The following is a 17865-nucleotide window of genomic DNA, read 5'->3' on the forward strand; positions in this document are numbered from 1 at the left end:
TCACCGATCAGCTCCCTACACTCGGCCCGTGTCCACCACCCGTAGACATCTGACCTGGGTCGCTCTGTTGCTCATCTGCGTCGCTCCCGTGTTCAGCAGCCTTCTTTCCTCCATGGGATCCGATCACTACCCCGAAAGCGATGACGCGACGATCATGCTTCTGGCGGGTGACTCGATCAGTCGGAAACCGCCGCTGGTCGGAATGATCTCTACCGGCGGTCAACACCTCGAGGACCCCGAAATGCATCACCCCGGCCCCGTCGAGCTCTACCTACTTGCTCCAGCGGTTCGATTGGCAGGCCCGATGACCGGCTCGACGCTAACCGCGGCTCTTGTCTCCGTAGTATCGATCGCAGTGACCGTCTGGGCTCTGCTCCGACTTGGCGGGCCGGGGTTCGGGGCTGTTGGTCTGGTCACGACGAGCCTGATCTTGTGGGGGGTTGGTAGCCACGTTCCCGTGTCCATCTGGAACCCCGACATAGTCGTTCTGCCTTTCACCGCCTTCTTGACCTGCGCGCTGTTGGCGGCGGCTGGCCAGGCCAAGGTTCTTCCGGCGCTCGTGATCTCCGGCAGTTTCGTAGCTCAGACACACCTGAGCTACGTAGGACTGGTGGGGATGATCGGTGCATGGGCTGCCGTCGTCACCGTGGTGTCCATCAAGAGATCCCGGCCGCCTTCATTAGTGCCGCACATCGCGGCTGGCATCGCCGCTCTGGTGCTGTGGATCCCTCCTCTGATCGATCAGGTTCGAGGTGAGCCTGGGAACCTCGGCCAGATTGCCAGGGCTCTGACCACCGGTGGTGGCGGCGAGTCGGTCGGCATCTCCGGGATTGGCCAGATGGGACGTGTGGTCGGGCTTCCCGCAATCGGAGTTCGTCCAGATGGCGACCTGGTCGACGTCATCGCGTCATCTGACGTCACCGGAGTGTTGCTGATGGCGATCCCCGTAGCGGTGTTGGCCGTACTGTTCGTGTTGGCCCGATCTCGCCGCCCTGACCTCAGCCCGGTGCTTACCACCGTGGCGGTTGCCCTCGTCGCCGGCCTCCTGACCGCGGCCCGCATGCCCCTGAGCGATGGCGTCTTCTACCGCTACTACGCCATGTGGATGGTGCCGTTGGGAGCAATCTGCTGGGCGGTGATGGCCAGCGTCGGTTGGCAGATGAGCTCATCGTCGCAGCACTTCGCCCACCGGCGCACTCCGACGCCGCTCCGTGGCGCGCCGGTGGGACTGGTGATCCTGATGGCGGTTCTCCTGGGCGTGTCCCTGCTCCCCCGGCCTGGCCGATGGGTGCCATGGGTCGTTCAAGAACGAATCGCCGGCGATCTTGCCTCCGCCATCGAGGATGCAGGTGGGCCAGGCACGGCCGTGGTCCGGTTTCGAGGACCGACTCCATACCTGTCCACGGGCTCGGCCGCGGTGCTGGCGCTCTCACGTCACGGCGGTGACGTCCTGGTAGACCCCGGTGCTCCCACGCCGGTGTTCCCGTGGCGTGAGTTCCGTCGCTACCGTGGCCAGGGTGGGGTGAACGAACTGTGGGTCGTCAGTGGCTCGGGCCAGGTGGCTCCTCCCGGTGGTCAGGTCGTGGCCCGAACCACCTCGCTCACACCCGAGGAACGACGAGATCTGGATCGACGTCGAGCCGGGATCCAGGCAATCGTCGCTAGGGCCGGAGCTCACATCGGGCCCCGATCGCCATCCGATGCGGACACCGCTGGCGCCGTCTCGGCCGTGCTCGAGGACCCGGGTGCGGCGCTGGCCGACGGCTCACTGACTGACCTGGCAATCCGTGGTTTGGTCACCATTCCCGGCCTGTCCGCCGATGACCTCTACACCTTCTCGCGTCTGACCGTTCTGGAAGCCGAGGAGGAGATAGTCGTCTACCTCGTGAAGGCCGACGGTTCTCGCTGATCACCCCGGTATAGCCCGCTCTCCGTGTGGCCATCGATGGTATTCGGCTGTCCGACGATTTGGAGCGGGATGACAGGGCGGGGGTTCGGGGGCAGAGCCCCTGGTGGCGAAGCCCCCGACCTGCGGAGATCGGCTTTTCCGGTCAACGGTCGATCTTGTTGCACGGTCGGTAGAGCTCGAACCACGGTTCACCATCGCGGTCGCCGTACTCGCCCACCAGGCAGAACCGGTCTCTCACCACCTCGTTGGGAGCGTTCGAGCCCGGGTCCCGCGACGTGTTGGGCTCATCCCAGTTGCTCCAGACATTGGAAAGGATCAACCAGTCGGCCGATGCCACCTCGTCTGCCAGCCCCGAGTCCGCCGCGTTGGCTATTCCGGGATCCATCTCTATGTAGCGCGTGGCCGGAACCAGATCGGGGAAGAGGAAGTAGAAGAACGCATCCGAGTACGGAGTGAACCGGAAATCCACCGGACCCACCAACAACCGCTCGCCCGGCGCGGACCATTCGCCAAGGTCAACCACCAAGTCGTTGGCCGCAGCGGCCGCGTCAGGTGAGCCGTAGTAGAAGTTCCGGCCCCGATGGTTCACGGGATATCCGAACACGTTGCGACCGAAGCTCTGTCCGGTCAGGTCCACGTAGGTGCGCACCGTGTAGTGGGGTATGAGTCCCACGATCACCACCACAACAGGCATGGTGGTAGCCGCCAATCGCCTCATCGCTCCCGGACCCCACGTCCGGGGAAGGAGTTGGTGGACCGCGACCGGTACGAGCGCCAACGGCACGCAACTGACCCAGGCGAAGTGTGCGGTGTCTGGTCGCTGCATCGCCTGGGTCAACATCCCCAGCCCGAGGAAACCCACCGCCCGTAGTAGGTGGCTGCGCGGGTCCTCTGGCTGGTTGCGACAGGACCACACGCCAACCCCAGCCACGAAGATGGTGCTGATCGGCACCAGGAAGAACCAGAGGGCAACCTGTTGAGCCGACGTCGGCGCCGGTAGCGACCAGCCCAGCGTGCGCAGCCCGGCCGCCTTCTGCAAGAAGCCGTCGAGCTCGTTCCACGATGGTGGAACCGGCAGTGATCGACCTGGGCGGAGTCGAAACACCGGCTCGATGAACATCCCCTCGAAGGCCGCACCGGGGCCAGCGGTGGCCAGGTGGAACAGGATCGGCGAGACCCCGACGACCGCGCCGGTCAGCAACGGTCGGAGTTTGGTGACGGTGGGCCGCCACAATGCCGCACCCAGACCCAAGCTCAACGCCATCACCAGGTCGGGCCGGTACAACAGGGCGAAGCCGCCGAGGAGGCCAGCCAACACCAACCGTCGTGGTGTTTGCTGGCCAGGCCTGGCAGCGATGAACACCGACCACACCGCTAGCGCCACTCCCCCGTTCCAGGCCAGCGCCGTGAGGCCGATGGGGGGTACCACGATGACCAAGGATGCGAGGGCACAGATCGTCGCCGTCCGGCGTCCCCAGTATCGAGCCACCGCCCACACTCCGAAAACGATCCCCATGTGCTGGAGCAGGCCGAACCACCGCTCGGTGGCCAAAGAGGTCCCGAAAACCTTGAACGTCCCGGCCAGCACCCACAGGCTGCCAGGCCCGTACAGGTGCAAGAAGTCGGCGTTGGGTACCGATCCGCGCAGCACCTCCTGGGGGAAGGCCAACATGAAGCCCTCCTCCATCGGCGGCCCCTGGTAGCGCAGGAGACCACGCAACGGCAGAGCGAAGCCCACCAACACGATCAGGACGGCAACCACGTCGAGCGGGTGCGGTCGCCATCGGCGGACCGACGCGGGGTGCCCATCTTCGCCCCCGTCCTGGGTCTGTCTCAGGTCGTCATCATTCAACCCAACCGAGGTAGCGATGGTCATGTCGCAACCTCCGGTTGCGCCCTCAGCCGGGCAACGGCCATCTCGATGGTCACCGCGGCCAGGACCAGCACGGCCACGTCCAAAGGCGTACGGAAGCGGTTTCCGCCATAGGCGTACAACGAACTGATGGTGACGGTGGCCGCCAAGCCCACGAAGGGAATCACCGTGATGCCCCGGCGACGGAGAAGCAGCAGTCCGGGGATCGACAGGCTCAACGCCGCCCACCAGGCCCACACACCGGCCACGCTCACCCGCTCGGACTTGCCGTCGATCTTGTCGAATGCCGCGTTCTGAAACGGTGCGTACAGGTTCCAGGCTCGGCCGACCCTGGCCGCGAGGACCACGGGTAGGCGATCGCGGTGAGCACGGGCATAGGCGCGGCCCTCATCGCCCCAGTATCGGGCCCTCTGTGACGCGTCACCCGGGGGCTCACCGCCTCGCTCCGCCCTCAGCTGGTCCTGCCAGGGATAGAACCAGAACCCCAAGAACCGCCCACCGTCGACGGTGCCGTAGGCGTAGGGATTGTTGGCATAGACGAGCACCTCGTCACTGTTGGTGGACAAGGGGACGAACTCCTCGAACTGGGTTGCATTGCGAATTGCCCAGGGCGCCAGAACCAGCGCACACGCAGCCCCGGCTGCCAGGAGGTGTCCCAGGTTCCGGGTCCAGCGACGATCTCGCAAGATCACCACGGGGGTGACCAGCACCACCGACATGATGATCGCCTCACCCCGGGTCAACGCTGAGAGCCCGAGGAACACACCAGTGGCAACCGCCCAGCCGATCGTCGGCGTTCGCCACGTTCGCAGCGAGCACCAAGCGGTGAGGGCGACCATCAGGGTGAACAGCCCTTCGGGCCAGAGCTGGCCGTCGATGGACCACAACGGCGGATAGATGGCGGCCAGTCCCGCAGCCACCAATCCGACCCTCGCACCCACCACGCCGCGACCACCCGCTTCTCGGCCGAGGACGCCGATGGCGAACACAGCAAGGGCTCCAGCGATGCACGACATCACCTTGTGGGCCAGGAACCCCTTGAAACCGAGCGCCGAGGACAGGGCCAGCCACATCGTGAACAACGGCGGATGGATGGCAACCGGCTCGAATCGTCCGGTCTCCAACCACAGGAATGGATCCGAGAAGCCGTGTCCCTCCACCAAGAAGTTGGCTTGCAGGTGGTAGAAGAGCGGATCTCCGCCGTCGGGATTTCGGGCCGCGATGGATCCGAGCAGCGTCAGTCGGAAGCAAAGTGCCGCCAGGCTGATCGCCGTGAGCCGGCCCACGAACCTCCGTGCGGTCCGGTCCAACGACCTGACCCGAACGAGCGTGACCATCACAGCCCTCCCAGGTCCTGGTCGGATACGAACACGGCGGTGGCTTGGCCGATCACCAACATCCGGGCCAGCTTGTCGAACGGGGCTCCGACCACGCGCGGATCGTTCAGCCCTATCCAGATGCTGGTGGGGATTCCGTCGGCCACCTCCGACAGTCCGGCAGCTCGCAGGTCTGCCATTACCTGAGCCTGGAGGTCGAGGTACTCCCGACGTTCCTGTTCTGAGCGATGGTCGTCGTAGGCGATCTCGATGGCTCCTGGCACCTGACGGGCGGCCTCGATTTTCTGGTCCCCGCTGACCACCGTTATCACCTCGTCGAACTGACCCGGGAGAAGGACGCGGTGAGGTTCCACCGGCGCCGATCGCGCCGGACCGGCCCCGACCCTGAATCCCAGCCGTTCCAGTTCGAGCAGCATCCCGAACCCGTTGCCGCCGAGAGCATCGGGGTCTATCCACGTCATCAGGTATGTCAGCTCCGGATCGAGCGCCGCCGCCGTCTGAGGGGCCAACGCCCCGATCGTCCTCGAATAGCGCATGTCTGGAGGTTCGACCCCAGTCGCCGTCCACACGAAGGAGGTTGTGCTCACCATCAAGGCCACAGCCAACGTGGACACCGACATGGTTACCGCCTGCCGCGATACCGCGACATTGGAGCCTTCCCCAGATGGATGTCGGTGGGCTAGCTCTATGCAAGCGGCCCACATGACCGCAACCACCACCAGAGCGGTCAGCACCCAGAACCACTCGACGAGGTACAAGAAGCGTGTCGAATCGAGTCGAACCGCCCAGTACCAGCCACAGGGCAGCAGCGATCCCAGCAACACGTCAAGACGGATCAGCGCGCCAACTCGCCGCCTCCAAGCCAGTGCGAACGAGATCGCCCATGCTCCAAGCAGAACCAGACCCGGGACCACCGACGAGGAGATCCGGCGGGTGCCGAACAGCCAGTTCCCCACCGGATCAAGCTGCGTCAGCCAGATTCTGGTGCCAGCCCGGATTCCGATCACCTGATCGGTTTGATCGCGGAAGGTCTGTAAGAGGATCGAGATGTTTCCGGGCTCGTGTCTGACCTGATCGATGACCGGGGGAATCCACATCACCAACCCAACCAGCACCGAGGCGCCGACCCAGCCGAGGACGCGGGACCAGCCGCGACGTGAGGGTTCATTTGCCGGACCGTCCACGGTCACCAGCGCGGCGTCCAGAGGCGCGCCGTCTGCCCCCAAATCGGTCACATCACCCAACCATCGGGTCGGGGTCAGGGCCATCGCCATCGAGACCACGAGTCCAGCCGCCACAGCGGGGGCGTATCCCACGTGGCATTGCACGCAGAACGATCCAGCACCGACCGCGACAGCCAGGTTGGACCAACGGCGACAAGTGACCGCCCAACACGAAACCACGAACACCAGGAACGGTAGGAGCGGAACATATGGGTTCCACGGTTGGGTGAGTGCCACCGCGCCATAGGACCTCATCAGGATCGCGCCTACCACCGCAACGACCGCGGCACCGAGCCACCCCGCCAAGCGGCGGGTGACCGCCACAGCAACGCCGTAGGACGACATCACCAGCGCCGCCACGCTGGCCTGGTAGGCCCACGAGCTTCGGCCCAGCAGCCACCAGAGCGGCCAGGTGAACCAGAACATCGCCGGTCCCGGGTGGTTTCCTTGACGCTCGAAGGTTCCGATGCGACCGGCCGGACCGACTAGCGGCGGGTCATGCCAGAAGCTCAACTGGCGAAGTGTGGCCTGAGCCAAGTCCCCGATTGGATACCAGGTGACTCGCCCCAGCGCCACCACGGCGATCATCATCGGCGCCGCACCGACCGCGACTGCTAACACCAGGGACCCGCGTCGATGACCGTCTATCCAGCCGACCAGTCGGTCTGGAATGGTCACGTGACCGTCATCCGGGGCCCGATGAGGAGCCTCACCGGTGGTGGGGTCGACCATCGCTGGCTGGCGTCGCAAGCGAGACTCGACCAGACGGTAGGAGACTTCGGTAGCAACCGCGGTGACGACCAGCCCGCACACCACTCGGAGGATCACCGGCTGATCTCCTAGGCGTCGGGCCACGGTCAAGAACACCGGAACGTGCCACAGGTAGAGGCTGTAGCTACGGTCCCCCAGCCGGGCCAGGGGCGGCCAACCCGACACCCTTCCGACGGGCCCAGTCGGATCGAGGAGGGCCGAGGCCACTATTGCCGCCGCTCCGAGAGCTACGACGGTGAGGCCGAAGCGTTCGTACATCCTGTTGTCACCGGTCTCGGACAGGAAGCTGGCGCCTAGAAGCACTCCGACACCACCCACGGCCGGCAGGCGCAGCCAGCGCGCTGATCGCCACCAGCCCCAATGGACAGTCATGCCGACCACACATCCCACGAGGATCACGTCGATGCGGGTGTCGGTACGGAGGTACAGCGGTAGGTAGTGGTCCTGGTCTGTCCACATGATCGCCCGGTGCACACCAACCGCGCCGATCACGGCCGTCAACAGCCCGATTTGGGATCGACGGGAAAGTCCCAGTGCCCGAAAGCCGATCAGGACCAGCGGCCAGACCAGGTAGAACTGGGCCTCGATTGCCAACGACCAGGTGTGTGACAGCTCGCCCGGGTACGGCCACCCCCATGCCTGCACCACGTTGGATACGTACGCCAGCGTGGCCGCCACCGCCACGGCCATCTCGGCGGCCGACAGTTGTCCCTCCCCTGGACCGACCCGGTCGGTGGCTGTCAGCAACCACACCACCGCGGCCACGGTGACCACCAGCGCCGGGTACAGGCGACGCAAGCGCCGGTCCATGAACACGCCGTAGGCCAGCCGCCCGGTGGACTCCTGTTCTTCGAGCAGGAGTCGGGTAATCAGCAGCCCGCTCAGGACGAAGAAGAGGTCGACCCCGACGAAACCACCCGGCAGCAGCCGAGGGCCCCATCCAGCGGTGAGGTAGCTGGCGTGGTACACGACCACCAGCACTACGGCGACGCCGCGGATCCCGTCGAGGTGACGGATCCGCGCCCGGGGTTCCACCCGTCTCAGCGTCCCCGCAGCCGGATGCGCGCCAAGATCCAGAGCGCTGCCACCCCGTCTGTCCACTGGATCTTCTTGCCTTCCTCCCTACCGCGGGCCCGGTAGGAGATCGGCACCTCGAATACCCGCTCTCGACGAGACAACAGCTTGCCGGTCAGCTCGGCTTCGATCCCGAAACCGTTGGATTGAAGGTCGAGCGCTCGCCAGGTCGTGGTGGGAGCGACCTTGAGACATGTCTCGATGTCTGTCAGCCACGCGTCGAAGAGGAACGACGCCCATAGCGCCAACATCTTGTTTCCCAGCACGAACCAAAACGAATAGGCGGCGTGACCGCCATAGGAGCGAGCCCCGTAGACCACGCGCGCGTCGCCGTCGAGGATGGGCCTCAGCAACGCCGGGAAGTCTGCAGGGTCGTACTCCAGGTCTGCATCCAACACGGTGAGAAGACCGTTGGATGCCTCCGCGATCCCCCTCCTCAGGGCCTTGCCCTTGCCCTGGTTGGGGTTCTGGACCAGCAGTCGGACCCGCCCCGAGTCCACAAGGTCAGAAATCGTCTCGGTGCAACCGTCCGAAGATCCGTCGTCGACCACCAGGATCTCGGTTGGAACCGGCATCGTTACGGCCAACAACCGGTCGAGCGCCGTCCGAAGCGTTTCGCGTTCGTTGTAGACCGGCATCACGATCGTGAGGCTCATGTCGGTTTCGGGGGTTACCGATGCCACGGTGTTCTCCTCAGTAGGGCCAGGTGCGCGGGTCGTGACCCAGATACCGGGTAAGTCCGCCCAGGCGAGCCACGATGAGAACCTTGATCAGAACGTTGCGGGCAAACCACGGAAGCTGCGCCAACTGTGCGCCGACGTTCTTGACCCGGATCCGACCGGCAACTGGCTCGCGTCGATAGTGTGTCATCGACTCCGACCGGCCGAGATAGCGAAACTCCGAAGACCAGACCAGGGAGCGGAACAATGCCGCGGTAACCCCGACCGAGGAGAAGGAGTCGTGGATGAGAAGGTCTCCCCCGGATTTCACGCGTTCGCCCCACGATCGAATGTCGTCGAGTGCTGGAGCCATCCGGTGAGCGCCATCGATGTACAGGAGATCGATCGGGCCGTCCACGTCGCCGTGAGCTTCGTTCGAGAATTTACGGACGTGACGGACCCGATCGGCCACACCAGCGGCCGCGAGGTTGGCGTTGAAAACCTCGTTGTCGGTGGCGGCCTCGACCTCGAAGCCGCTGATTTCCTGCGGGCCTCGATCGTTGCCAGCGTGCGGGTCGATCGCCACCAGGGTCACCCCTGGGGCTGCGGCCGACGCCAGCACCACCATGGAGCGCCCTCGGAACGAACCGATCTCCACCACAGTGCCACCGGTGGGGACCGAGCGGGCACAATCCCACAGGCGTCGGGCCTGCCCGGGGGTCATCCAACCCTCGACGTCGGCGACGACGGCCTGTACCTCTTCGAAGCTGGTGGCGGGGGCGGGGGGCATGAGGTGGGCTCGGTTGCCTTTCACGGAGCTGGATGGTGACGCCGGTGCAATGACTTCGGGACTGCCACCACTAGGGTTCTCATGGCTCTGATCTCGGACCATGGCCGGTCGTGCAGAGTACCTCACACCCTTCGGTCAGCCGCGAACCCCGACAGCATCAAGGTCCGCTGTGACACCGAACTGACCCGAAGCTACAAACGACCGTGACCCCCAACTCCGAAGCTGTCCAAAAGATCGGCGACCTGGCCGCCAGCGCCGGAATCAGAAGGGTCCACATGCTGGCGTGGCGCGACCTCGACGACGTCGAAGCCGGCGGGTCCGAGGTCCACGCCGCCGAGGTTGCCCGCCATTGGGCCGAAGCCGGCCTAGAGGTCTCGATGAGAACCTCCTATGCCCAAGGCCACCCGCCCAAGGTTCGCCGCGACGGCTACGAGGTGCTGCGAAAGGCCGGCCGCTACCTGGTGTTCCCGCGGGCAGCCATGGCCGAGGCCACCCACCGTCAAGGCCGGAGGGATGCCCTGGTCGAGATCTGGAACGGTATGCCCTTCTTCTCACCGTTGTGGGCTCGAGGACCTCGACTCGTCTTTTTGCACCACGTCCACGCCGAGATGTGGAAGATGGTCCTCCCCCCCAACCTGGCCCGGGTTGGCAACCTTCTCGAGAGCCGGATCGCGCCACCGATTTACGGTCGTTCGCGAATGGTGACGCTCTCCCCTTCCTCGAAGGCAGAGATGCTCGATATCGGCTTTCGTGATGAAAGGGTCGAGGTGGTCCCGCCCGGCCTCGACCGCCGTTACACCCCTGGTGGCGAGAGATCGGCTGCACCGATGGTGCTGGGTGTCGGGCGTCTGATGCCGGTCAAGCGCTTCGACCGTCTGATCAGGGCAGTGGCCCAGGCCCGTGCCTCGGTGCCCGATCTGACGCTCACCCTCGTCGGAACCGGTGCCGAGCGAGAGGCTTTGGATGCGCTGGTCCAAGAGTTGGGAGCAGACGACTTCGTCACGTTCGCGGGCCGACTCGACGACGAGGACCTCGTGGCCCTCTACCGCTCCGCGTGGGTAGTCGCGTCGACCTCGGTCCGAGAAGGATGGGGTATGACCCTGACCGAAGCTGCCGCCTGCGGAACACCGGTGGTCGCCACCAGGATCGCTGGCCATGTGGACGCCGTCGACGAGGGGGTGAGCGGTCTCCTCGCCGATGACGACGCTGAGGTGGCCCGACTGTTGGCCAGAGTGTGCACCGACGCGTCGCTTCGGGACCGACTTCAAACTGGAGCACTGGAGCACGCCGCCCGCTTCAGCTGGGCCGCGACTTCCACACGCCTCATGACGATCCTCGCCGACGAGGCGCTACGTCACAACGGTCACCGAACAGCCAGGTAGTGACCTGAGCTGAACTGATCTGATCTGGGCGGGTCACCGGTCGGTGACCTCAAAAATCCCACATCGATGCCGACGGGAATACAGACCGTAGGCACGCGGGCTAGCTCGCGCCGTCTCCTGAGCGAACGCGACCAGCAGGTACGTCGATGTCCTTCCCGACAGCGATAGCGGCAGTCGGCATCGAAACGGGCATCGTCGCGGCTGTAACAGGAGCGGTAGCCATCGGGGCTTCGATGGTGGCGATCCGAGCCCGCCACGCCGCCACTTCGGTCCAAGAACAGCTAGATCGGCTCGGTCAGTACGACGCGGTCAGCGACCTGCCCAACCGACAAGGCCTTCGGAACTGGCTAGAGATCGATCTGGCTGCCGCTGAAGGCCAGACCACCGACATCGGTGTGATGATCGTCGACCTCGATCGTCTCAAGCACGTGAACGACATGTTCGGACGCGAGGTCGGAGACAAGTTGATCCGAGCTGTGGCCGATCGAATCCGCTCGGTGCTGGAGCCCGGTGACCGTCTCGCCCGTTTCGGCGGAGACGAGTTCGTGCTTGTCAGCAACGGAATAACCGGCACCAACGGTTTGTCCGGCTACGCGGCGCGACTCATCCGGCTCATCGAGCAGCCCTATGCGATCGGCGGCCAGACGCTACGGATCACAGCCAACGTCGGAGCAGTGCTCGTCACCGGGCCAGGTCCGTCGGCCGATGAGATCATCAGGCAAGCCGATGTGGCCCGGTATCAGGCCAACGCGCGCGGCTCTGGTCAGGTGGTCATCTTCGAGCCAGCGATGTCGAGCGCGCTCAGCCCCACCAACGCCGAAGGGCTCGTCCGCGAGGCTCTGGAGAAGGGTGCCTTCCGGCTCGTATACCAACCGGTAGTCGACTTGTCCACGGGCTATGTGATCGGGGCGGAAGCCCTCCTTCGATGGGTGTCGACCGATCGCGGCACCCTGTCCCCCGATGAGTTCATCCCGGTACTGGAGGAGACCGGTCTGATCGTCAAGGTGGGCACATGGGTCCTACAGGAAGCCTGTGCGCAAGCTGCACGCCTGCGGACTCTTCTACCCGACCACTCCCCGCCAACGATAACGATCAACGTTTCGGCCCGACAGCTCGCCCAAGACAGTTTCGCCGAGACCGTGGCCGCCGCGTTGCGAACCACCGGCGCCTCCGAGCACCAGATCCATCTCGAGATCACCGAAGGGGCCCTCATGCACGACGTGAGCTCGGCTTGGGCGGTACTCCGGCAGGCCAAGGCCCTCGGAGTCAAGCTCGCCCTCGATGATTTCGGAACCGGCTACTCATCACTTTCCTACGTCAGACGCTTCAGTCTCGACATGTTGAAGATCGACAAGAGCTTCATAGACGGGCTGGATTCAAGCCCGGAAGATCGCGCCATCGTCGAGCACGTGATCGGACTGGCCGAGGCCTTGGGCATGACCACCGTCGCCGAGGGAGTAGAGCGACCCGAGCAGTTGGCCTGGCTCCGCCAACTCGGTTGCAGAATGGCCCAGGGCTACGCCTTGTCTCGCCCTCTGGCACCTGAGGACCTCGAAGCACTGCTCCTTCGACGGGCCAGCGAACCGTTCCAGTTCGCAACCACGATCGGCGAACCGCCGACGGTCGGGACCGGCAATCCTCGCCTGGGCACGCCCAAGCGCTCCATGAGCTCAGGCTGGTCGAATCCGTTTCCGTATCCAGATCCTCGAACACCGGGCACGAGCTCCCCGACACGTGCGAGCGATGCCGGTCGGCCACCCAAGCCGGGGGCCGAGCGCCGTCCCAGCTCCCATCAGGGCGACGGGAGTGGAGGTTCCGACACCAGTGACTCCAAGCCCGCAGCCGGACCTCCCATGATCTTCACCGACCCAGCCCAGCCGGCCTCGCCCCCTCCCGCTCCAAGAGTCGAGCCCCCCGAGGACCTCTTGACGTCACCTGGGACGGGGGCAAGCCGGGTGAGCCTCCCCCGGTTCCGCGAGTTCAGACCAACCCAGCCCGATCAGCCGGACGGGTCCTAAGCCTGGATCCGCCGAAAGGCAGAGCCTTCCGGCGGAGTTTGGTAGCCGGCCTGACGGCCGACGACTTCGCTGCTGCAACCGGCAAAGCCGATCTCCGCAGGTCGGGGGCTCCGCCACAAGGGGCTCTGCCCCCGAACCCCCGCCCAGCCCTCGCGTTCGGGATCATCAGACAGCCGAACACCAGCGGTGGCCGTCCAGAGAACCGGCTTTGCCGGAGTGGCCATGGAGAATCGAGCACAAGCCAAGTCCAATCGGTGGATCGAGGCTAAGGTGGCGAGCGGATAGGTCGAGTCGTCGTCGCTGCGATGTTGATCAGACCGAGGCTCTCAGCTGGTGGCGCGGAGGAGAGCGTGCTGCACCAACTCGAGTAGCGCCGACTTGGTCGACTCGCGCTCGCGGGCGTCGACCAGGAACACCGGAGTGTCAGGGGACACGGCAAGCGCCTCGCGAACATCCTCGGGCGAGTGGGTCACCTGACCGTCGAAGCAGTTCATGCCCACCACGAATGGGATCCGATGCTCTTCGAAGTAGTCGACCGCAGGGAAACAATCCTCGAGCCTTCGGGTGTCGATCAGCACCACCGCTCCGATGGCTCCACGCACCAGGTCGTCCCACATGAACCAGAACCGATCCTGACCGGGCGTTCCGAACAGGTAGAGGATGAGGTCAGACCCAAGGGTGATGCGGCCGAAGTCCATGGCTACCGTCGTGGATGTCTTTGTCGACACCTTGGACGTGTCGTCCACCCCTTCGCTCACCTTGGTCAGAGCGGCCTCGGTGGTTAGCGGTTCGATCTCGGAGATGGAACCTACGAAGGTGGTCTTACCCACCGCGAATCCGCCGGCTACCACGATCTTGACCGGCATCGGCGCCGGACCCGCAGGGGCTTCGGCTGCGCCAGTGGCCATGTCAGAGGGCTTGGAGACCATCGAGGACCCTTTCGAGGAGTCGGAGATCGGGTCGACCGGAGGCCGACCTGGAGTTGACGGCGACGTACCCCTCATCGATGAGGTCGCCGAGGACCACCCGGGTGACCCCGAGCTGTAGGTGCAGCCGTGCGGAGATCTCCGCCGTTGACTGCGGTGAGTTGAGCAGGCCCATGATCTGGCCCCGTTCGAGTGGAAGGCCCGACCCGGTCTGCTCGCCTTTCGGTGTGCGGTAGACGATCGCTTCGATGTCGACCTCGGTACGGGCGCGTGTGCGTCCGCCCGTAATGGCGTACGGCCGGACCCGGAGGCCTCCTGCGTCGCCAAAGGTGCTCATCGGGGAAGCGCCCCCTGGAGCTCGGCCCGGAGCTCAGGAGTGAGCACCGCGCCCGCCCGTTCGACCAGGACGGCCATTTCATAGCCGACCAGGCCAACGTCGCATGCCCCGTCGGCCACCACCGCGAGGCAGGATCCGTCACTGATGCCGGTGACGAACAGGAACGCGTTCTCCATCTCGATGATGATCTGGGTCACGGCGCCCCCGTTGAAACGGGTGGCCGTACCGTATGCCAGCCCGATGAACCCGGAGGCCACGGCGGCAAACCGGTCGGCCGCATCCCGGTCGAGACCCCGGGAAACCGCCATGGGCAGGCCGTCGGCTGAAACCACCACGGTCTCCCGTACACCGGGTACCCGGTCGACGAAGTTCTCGACCAGCCAGTTGACGTTGCGCGCTGCGGCGCTCAGATCACTCATTCGGTTCCTTCTCCGTCAGGGACGTCGGCCGGGGCCGGGTCCTCGGTGCGGGCTCGCTGCTGACCGGCACGGAAGCCCGACAGCAAGTTTCGAACCTCATCAGGCGAGCGCTTGGTGGCGGCAACGCCCCGTTCTCCGTCTGCGCCTGGAATGGCACGGGTTGCACCGGCCTGGCGCGGCGTACGCCGCTTGAGACCAGCGTTGGTGGTGACCTCCGCCGGGGCTTCTGCCTCGATTGGAGTCGCCGCCGCCGTCGCCGCTGGTGCAACCGGCTCGGTAACGCCAGCATCAGGTGCCGACGGTACAAGAGGAGCTGGCTCGGGAACCGCCTTGGGCTCGGGAGCCGGGGCCTTCGCCGCAGGGGCGACCGGTCCCGATGCTTCCTCTGAGTCGGTGCGACCGAACAGTCGAGGCGGGGGTGCATCCTCGGCGAAGAAGGGCTTGGTCTCCTCCGCCGGCGGTTCCGCTGGAGGCGCCTTGCGGGCTCGGGGCGGCAGAGCGGGACCGGTTCGCTCCTTGTCTCCAACCGGGGCCCCCGGGACTGGAGCAGGTGCGCTGTCGCCATCCCCGGCGGGGCCTTGCTCGACGGGTACGGCGTCTGAAGCACCGGCATCGGGTGCTGCGGCAGGCTCTGCGTCGCCACGCCTGGCCGGCAGTCCATCGTCTGCTCCTGCCTTGGCCCTGCGGTTGGGCAAACCCGTACCCGGGTCGGTATCGGGCACCGACGAGGAACGACGAGCGACAGGACCAGTGGGTGCATGCTCGGCCGGGGCTGCAGCCGGAGGCTCGGGTTCGGCCTTCCGGGCCGCAGGCGCCGGGGCAGGTGCCGACGGGGGCGTGTCACTCGGGGCGAAGGCCAGGGGCGCGGCAGCCGACACCTCCTCGAACGGCGGCGGACCGGGTCGAGCAGATTGTGCCGGCGATTCGGCGACCGGAGCGGCAACGGCAGGTCGCTGTGGCTGGGCTGGGACCGCGTTGGGTGCGTCGGGAACTCCACCAGGAGTATCGGTCACCAGGGCGGGAGGCACGGTCACCACCGCGGTGACACCTCCCGATGGCGACGCCATCATGCGGACGCTGATCCCGTGGCGAACAGCCAGACGTCCGACCACGATGAAGCCCAGCGAGCGGGACAATGCCAGACCCACCAGCGGGGGCTTGGCCAGCGAATCGTTTGCCTTCCGGATCTGATCCGCTGACATACCGATTCCGTGATCGGTGACCGAGATGACGTATCCGTCGGCCTTGGTCCGATGGCCGACCACCTCGACTCGGGTCTCTGGCGGCGAGAAGTTGGTGGCGTTCTCCATTAGTTCCGAAAGGAGGTGCGCCAAGTCGGCCGCCACGTTCGAGGCAACCAGGATCTCGTCGAAGCTGAGCAGATCGATTCGGGCGAAATCCTCGACCTCGGCCAGCGCGGCTCGAACCACGTTGGCCAGCGGTGCCGGTCGCCCACGACGACGTGGAGGTTCAGCACCGGCCAGCACCAGCAGCGATTCAGCGTTGCGGCGCATACGGGTGGCCAGGTGGTCCAGGCGGTACAGGTTCTCGAGCTGGTCGGGGTCTTCCTCGCCCCGCTCGAGTTCATCGATGAAGTCGATCTGACGGTCGAGGAGGGCCTGGTTGCGTCTAGCCAGGTTCACGAACATCTCGCCGATGCCCTTGCGCAGCAGGGCGGCCTGTTCGGTGGCCACCTCACCTGCCACCCTCTGGACGTCGTTGAACGAACGGGCCAGCTTGCCGATTTCGTCGTTCGAATCGATGTTGATGGATGCCAGAGCATCCATCTCGAAGGCCAGCTCGTCGTCTGAGGGATTCCTGAGCCACTCGACCAGCCGAGGCATCTGCTCGGTCGAGAGTCGGTCGGCCGACTCGGTCAGACGTTCCAGAGGTCGAGTGATCCGACGGGCCATCAAGACCGCAGCCAGCATGGCGATCAGCAGGGCGATGACACCACCCAGAACGAAGCGGTTGGCTGCCGACTCAGCATCACTTCGGGCCGCCTTCGAACGAGAGATGACGTCGTCGTATAGGTCGAGCTCGACGGCGTGGAGATCTTCGAGCTGCCCGATGGTGGCGTCGATCGCGGTCTTGGTGTCGAGGCCGAGATCGGCTTCGTCGATCGTGCCGTTGACCATGGATACGAAGGAGTCGTCGATGGTTCCGCGGATGTTGTCGAAAGCGATGCGTGAGGGAGTGGTCAACGCATTTCGAACCTCTCCCTTCCGGTCAGGCTCGGCGATCGTATAGAGCAGGGTTTTCGCAGCCTCCTCGGCCTCCCGGTTCTCCCGCAGCGCCTCGTAAAGGTCACGCACGTCGATCGCTTCCTCGTCCGCGCTGTCGAGCACGCTTTCGACGCCAACCTCACTGGCACCGGCCAGGAGCGATCCCTGCAGCGCGATCGTCGCCTTGAACGACGCCAAGGCCGACGCGGTACGAAGGTCGTTGGCCACCTGAGGGTCCGACAGGGTCGACGAGATCGAATCGTTGACCTCGAGGAAGGTGGATTGAAGGGCGTCGTAGGCCGTTGCTACCTGGTCCCAGCTATAGCCCTGATCCACGGCATTGCGGATGAACCGGAGCTTGTCGGCCGCGTCGGTGGCCAACGTGGTGGCCGAGCGGAAGGCAGCGGAGGTCCCCGTGAGCGAGGACTGACGGTCCAACACGTCTTTCATCACCACGTCGGTGTTCTTCCGTGCGGCGACCACTTCCTTCTGGAAGGACTTCCGGTCGGACCCGACTCGTGCCGTGCTGTAGAGCGCCTCGCGCTGGAGCGCGTCCACGACGTCTGAGTTCGCCTTGGCCAAGGCGGTCAGCTTCTCTACGTTTCTGCTCGCACTGGCGGTGTCCATACGAGACCGGGCGCCGAGCGCGGCGAGCAGCACGATGATGACCAGTGGCACCGCCACCAAGACCATCAGCTTGCTTCGGATCTTCAGGTTGTCGAACAAGGCCTACCTCGACGTAGGTGGGACACGCTGGGCACACACATGGCCTGCCGGTTGTACAGATCGGCCGCACCCCGCCCTTCTTGAGTGTGCGACGGCGCACCCCGACACCTTTTGGTCCGAACGACCTACCGCGCCACAGGGTACGCTGCCCAAGTCCATATGGCCGGGCAATGACCGGGCCAAAAAAGCAGAGCGG

12 protein-coding genes are annotated in these 17865 nt (G+C 65.3%); 3 read left to right on the forward strand and 9 right to left on the reverse strand.

Going from position 1 to position 17865, the window contains the following annotated elements; translation table 11 throughout:
- Window positions 1–28: 28 nt before the first annotated feature.
- Window positions 29–1909, forward strand: a complete 1881-nt coding sequence (locus IPG97_18220; protein MBK6858427.1) for a hypothetical protein — start codon at window positions 29–31, stop codon at window positions 1907–1909.
- A gap of 142 nt (window positions 1910–2051) precedes the next feature.
- Here IPG97_18220 and IPG97_18225 read toward each other — a convergent pair whose 3' ends face one another.
- Genes IPG97_18225 through IPG97_18245 form a run of 5 tightly spaced genes read right to left on the reverse strand, consistent with a single transcriptional unit; the run spans window position 2052 to window position 9636 of the window.
- Window positions 2052–3785: a hypothetical protein gene (locus IPG97_18225; GenBank protein MBK6858428.1), complete on the reverse strand. Its 1734-nt coding sequence runs from the start codon at window positions 3783–3785 to the stop codon at window positions 2052–2054.
- The gene (locus IPG97_18230) at window positions 3782–5119 is read right to left on the reverse strand and encodes a glycosyltransferase family 39 protein (GenBank protein ID MBK6858429.1); all 1338 of its coding nucleotides are present in this window, start codon (window positions 5117–5119) and stop codon (window positions 3782–3784) included. Before IPG97_18230 ends, IPG97_18225 begins: the two co-directional genes overlap by 4 nt.
- Window positions 5119–8148: an acyltransferase gene (locus IPG97_18235; protein ID MBK6858430.1), complete on the reverse strand. Its 3030-nt coding sequence runs from the start codon at window positions 8146–8148 to the stop codon at window positions 5119–5121. Before IPG97_18235 ends, IPG97_18230 begins: the two co-directional genes overlap by 1 nt.
- Before the next feature lie 5 nt (window positions 8149–8153).
- On the reverse strand, window positions 8154–8843 hold the full coding sequence (locus IPG97_18240; protein ID MBK6858431.1) for a glycosyltransferase family 2 protein: 690 nt from the start codon (window positions 8841–8843) through the stop codon (window positions 8154–8156).
- Between the two features lie 37 nt (window positions 8844–8880).
- Window positions 8881–9636: a class I SAM-dependent methyltransferase gene (locus IPG97_18245; GenBank protein MBK6858432.1), complete on the reverse strand. Its 756-nt coding sequence runs from the start codon at window positions 9634–9636 to the stop codon at window positions 8881–8883.
- Between the two features lie 275 nt (window positions 9637–9911).
- On the opposite strand from IPG97_18245, the gene IPG97_18250 reads away from it, so the two are divergent.
- Both IPG97_18250 and IPG97_18255 read left to right on the forward strand, forming a co-directional pair.
- Window positions 9912–11018: a glycosyltransferase family 4 protein gene (locus IPG97_18250; protein ID MBK6858433.1), complete on the forward strand. Its 1107-nt coding sequence runs from the start codon at window positions 9912–9914 to the stop codon at window positions 11016–11018.
- A 146-nt stretch (window positions 11019–11164) separates the two neighbouring features.
- The gene (locus IPG97_18255; protein ID MBK6858434.1) at window positions 11165–13036 is read left to right on the forward strand and encodes an EAL domain-containing protein; all 1872 of its coding nucleotides are present in this window, start codon (window positions 11165–11167) and stop codon (window positions 13034–13036) included.
- A gap of 326 nt (window positions 13037–13362) precedes the next feature.
- On the opposite strand, the gene IPG97_18260 is transcribed toward IPG97_18255, so the two are convergent.
- The 4 genes from IPG97_18260 to IPG97_18275 are packed head-to-tail and all read right to left on the reverse strand — an operon-like array spanning window position 13363 to window position 17669.
- Window positions 13363–13965, reverse strand: coding sequence for an ATP/GTP-binding protein (locus IPG97_18260; protein ID MBK6858435.1), 603 nt, complete (start codon window positions 13963–13965; stop codon window positions 13363–13365).
- Window positions 13946–14299, reverse strand: coding sequence for a DUF742 domain-containing protein (locus IPG97_18265; protein MBK6858436.1), 354 nt, complete (start codon window positions 14297–14299; stop codon window positions 13946–13948). The genes IPG97_18260 and IPG97_18265 overlap by 20 nt, the downstream gene beginning before the upstream one ends.
- Window positions 14296–14718: a roadblock/LC7 domain-containing protein gene (locus IPG97_18270; protein MBK6858437.1), complete on the reverse strand. Its 423-nt coding sequence runs from the start codon at window positions 14716–14718 to the stop codon at window positions 14296–14298. Before IPG97_18270 ends, IPG97_18265 begins: the two co-directional genes overlap by 4 nt.
- Entirely contained in the window at window positions 14715–17669 is a 2955-nt protein-coding gene (locus IPG97_18275; GenBank protein ID MBK6858438.1) for a nitrate- and nitrite sensing domain-containing protein, read from the reverse strand. The genes IPG97_18270 and IPG97_18275 overlap by 4 nt, the downstream gene beginning before the upstream one ends.
- Window positions 17670–17865: the final 196 nt, after the last annotated feature.

It is taken from the genome of Microthrixaceae bacterium (assembly GCA_016702505.1).
Taxonomy (GTDB): Bacteria; Actinomycetota; Acidimicrobiia; order Acidimicrobiales; family Iamiaceae; genus Aquihabitans.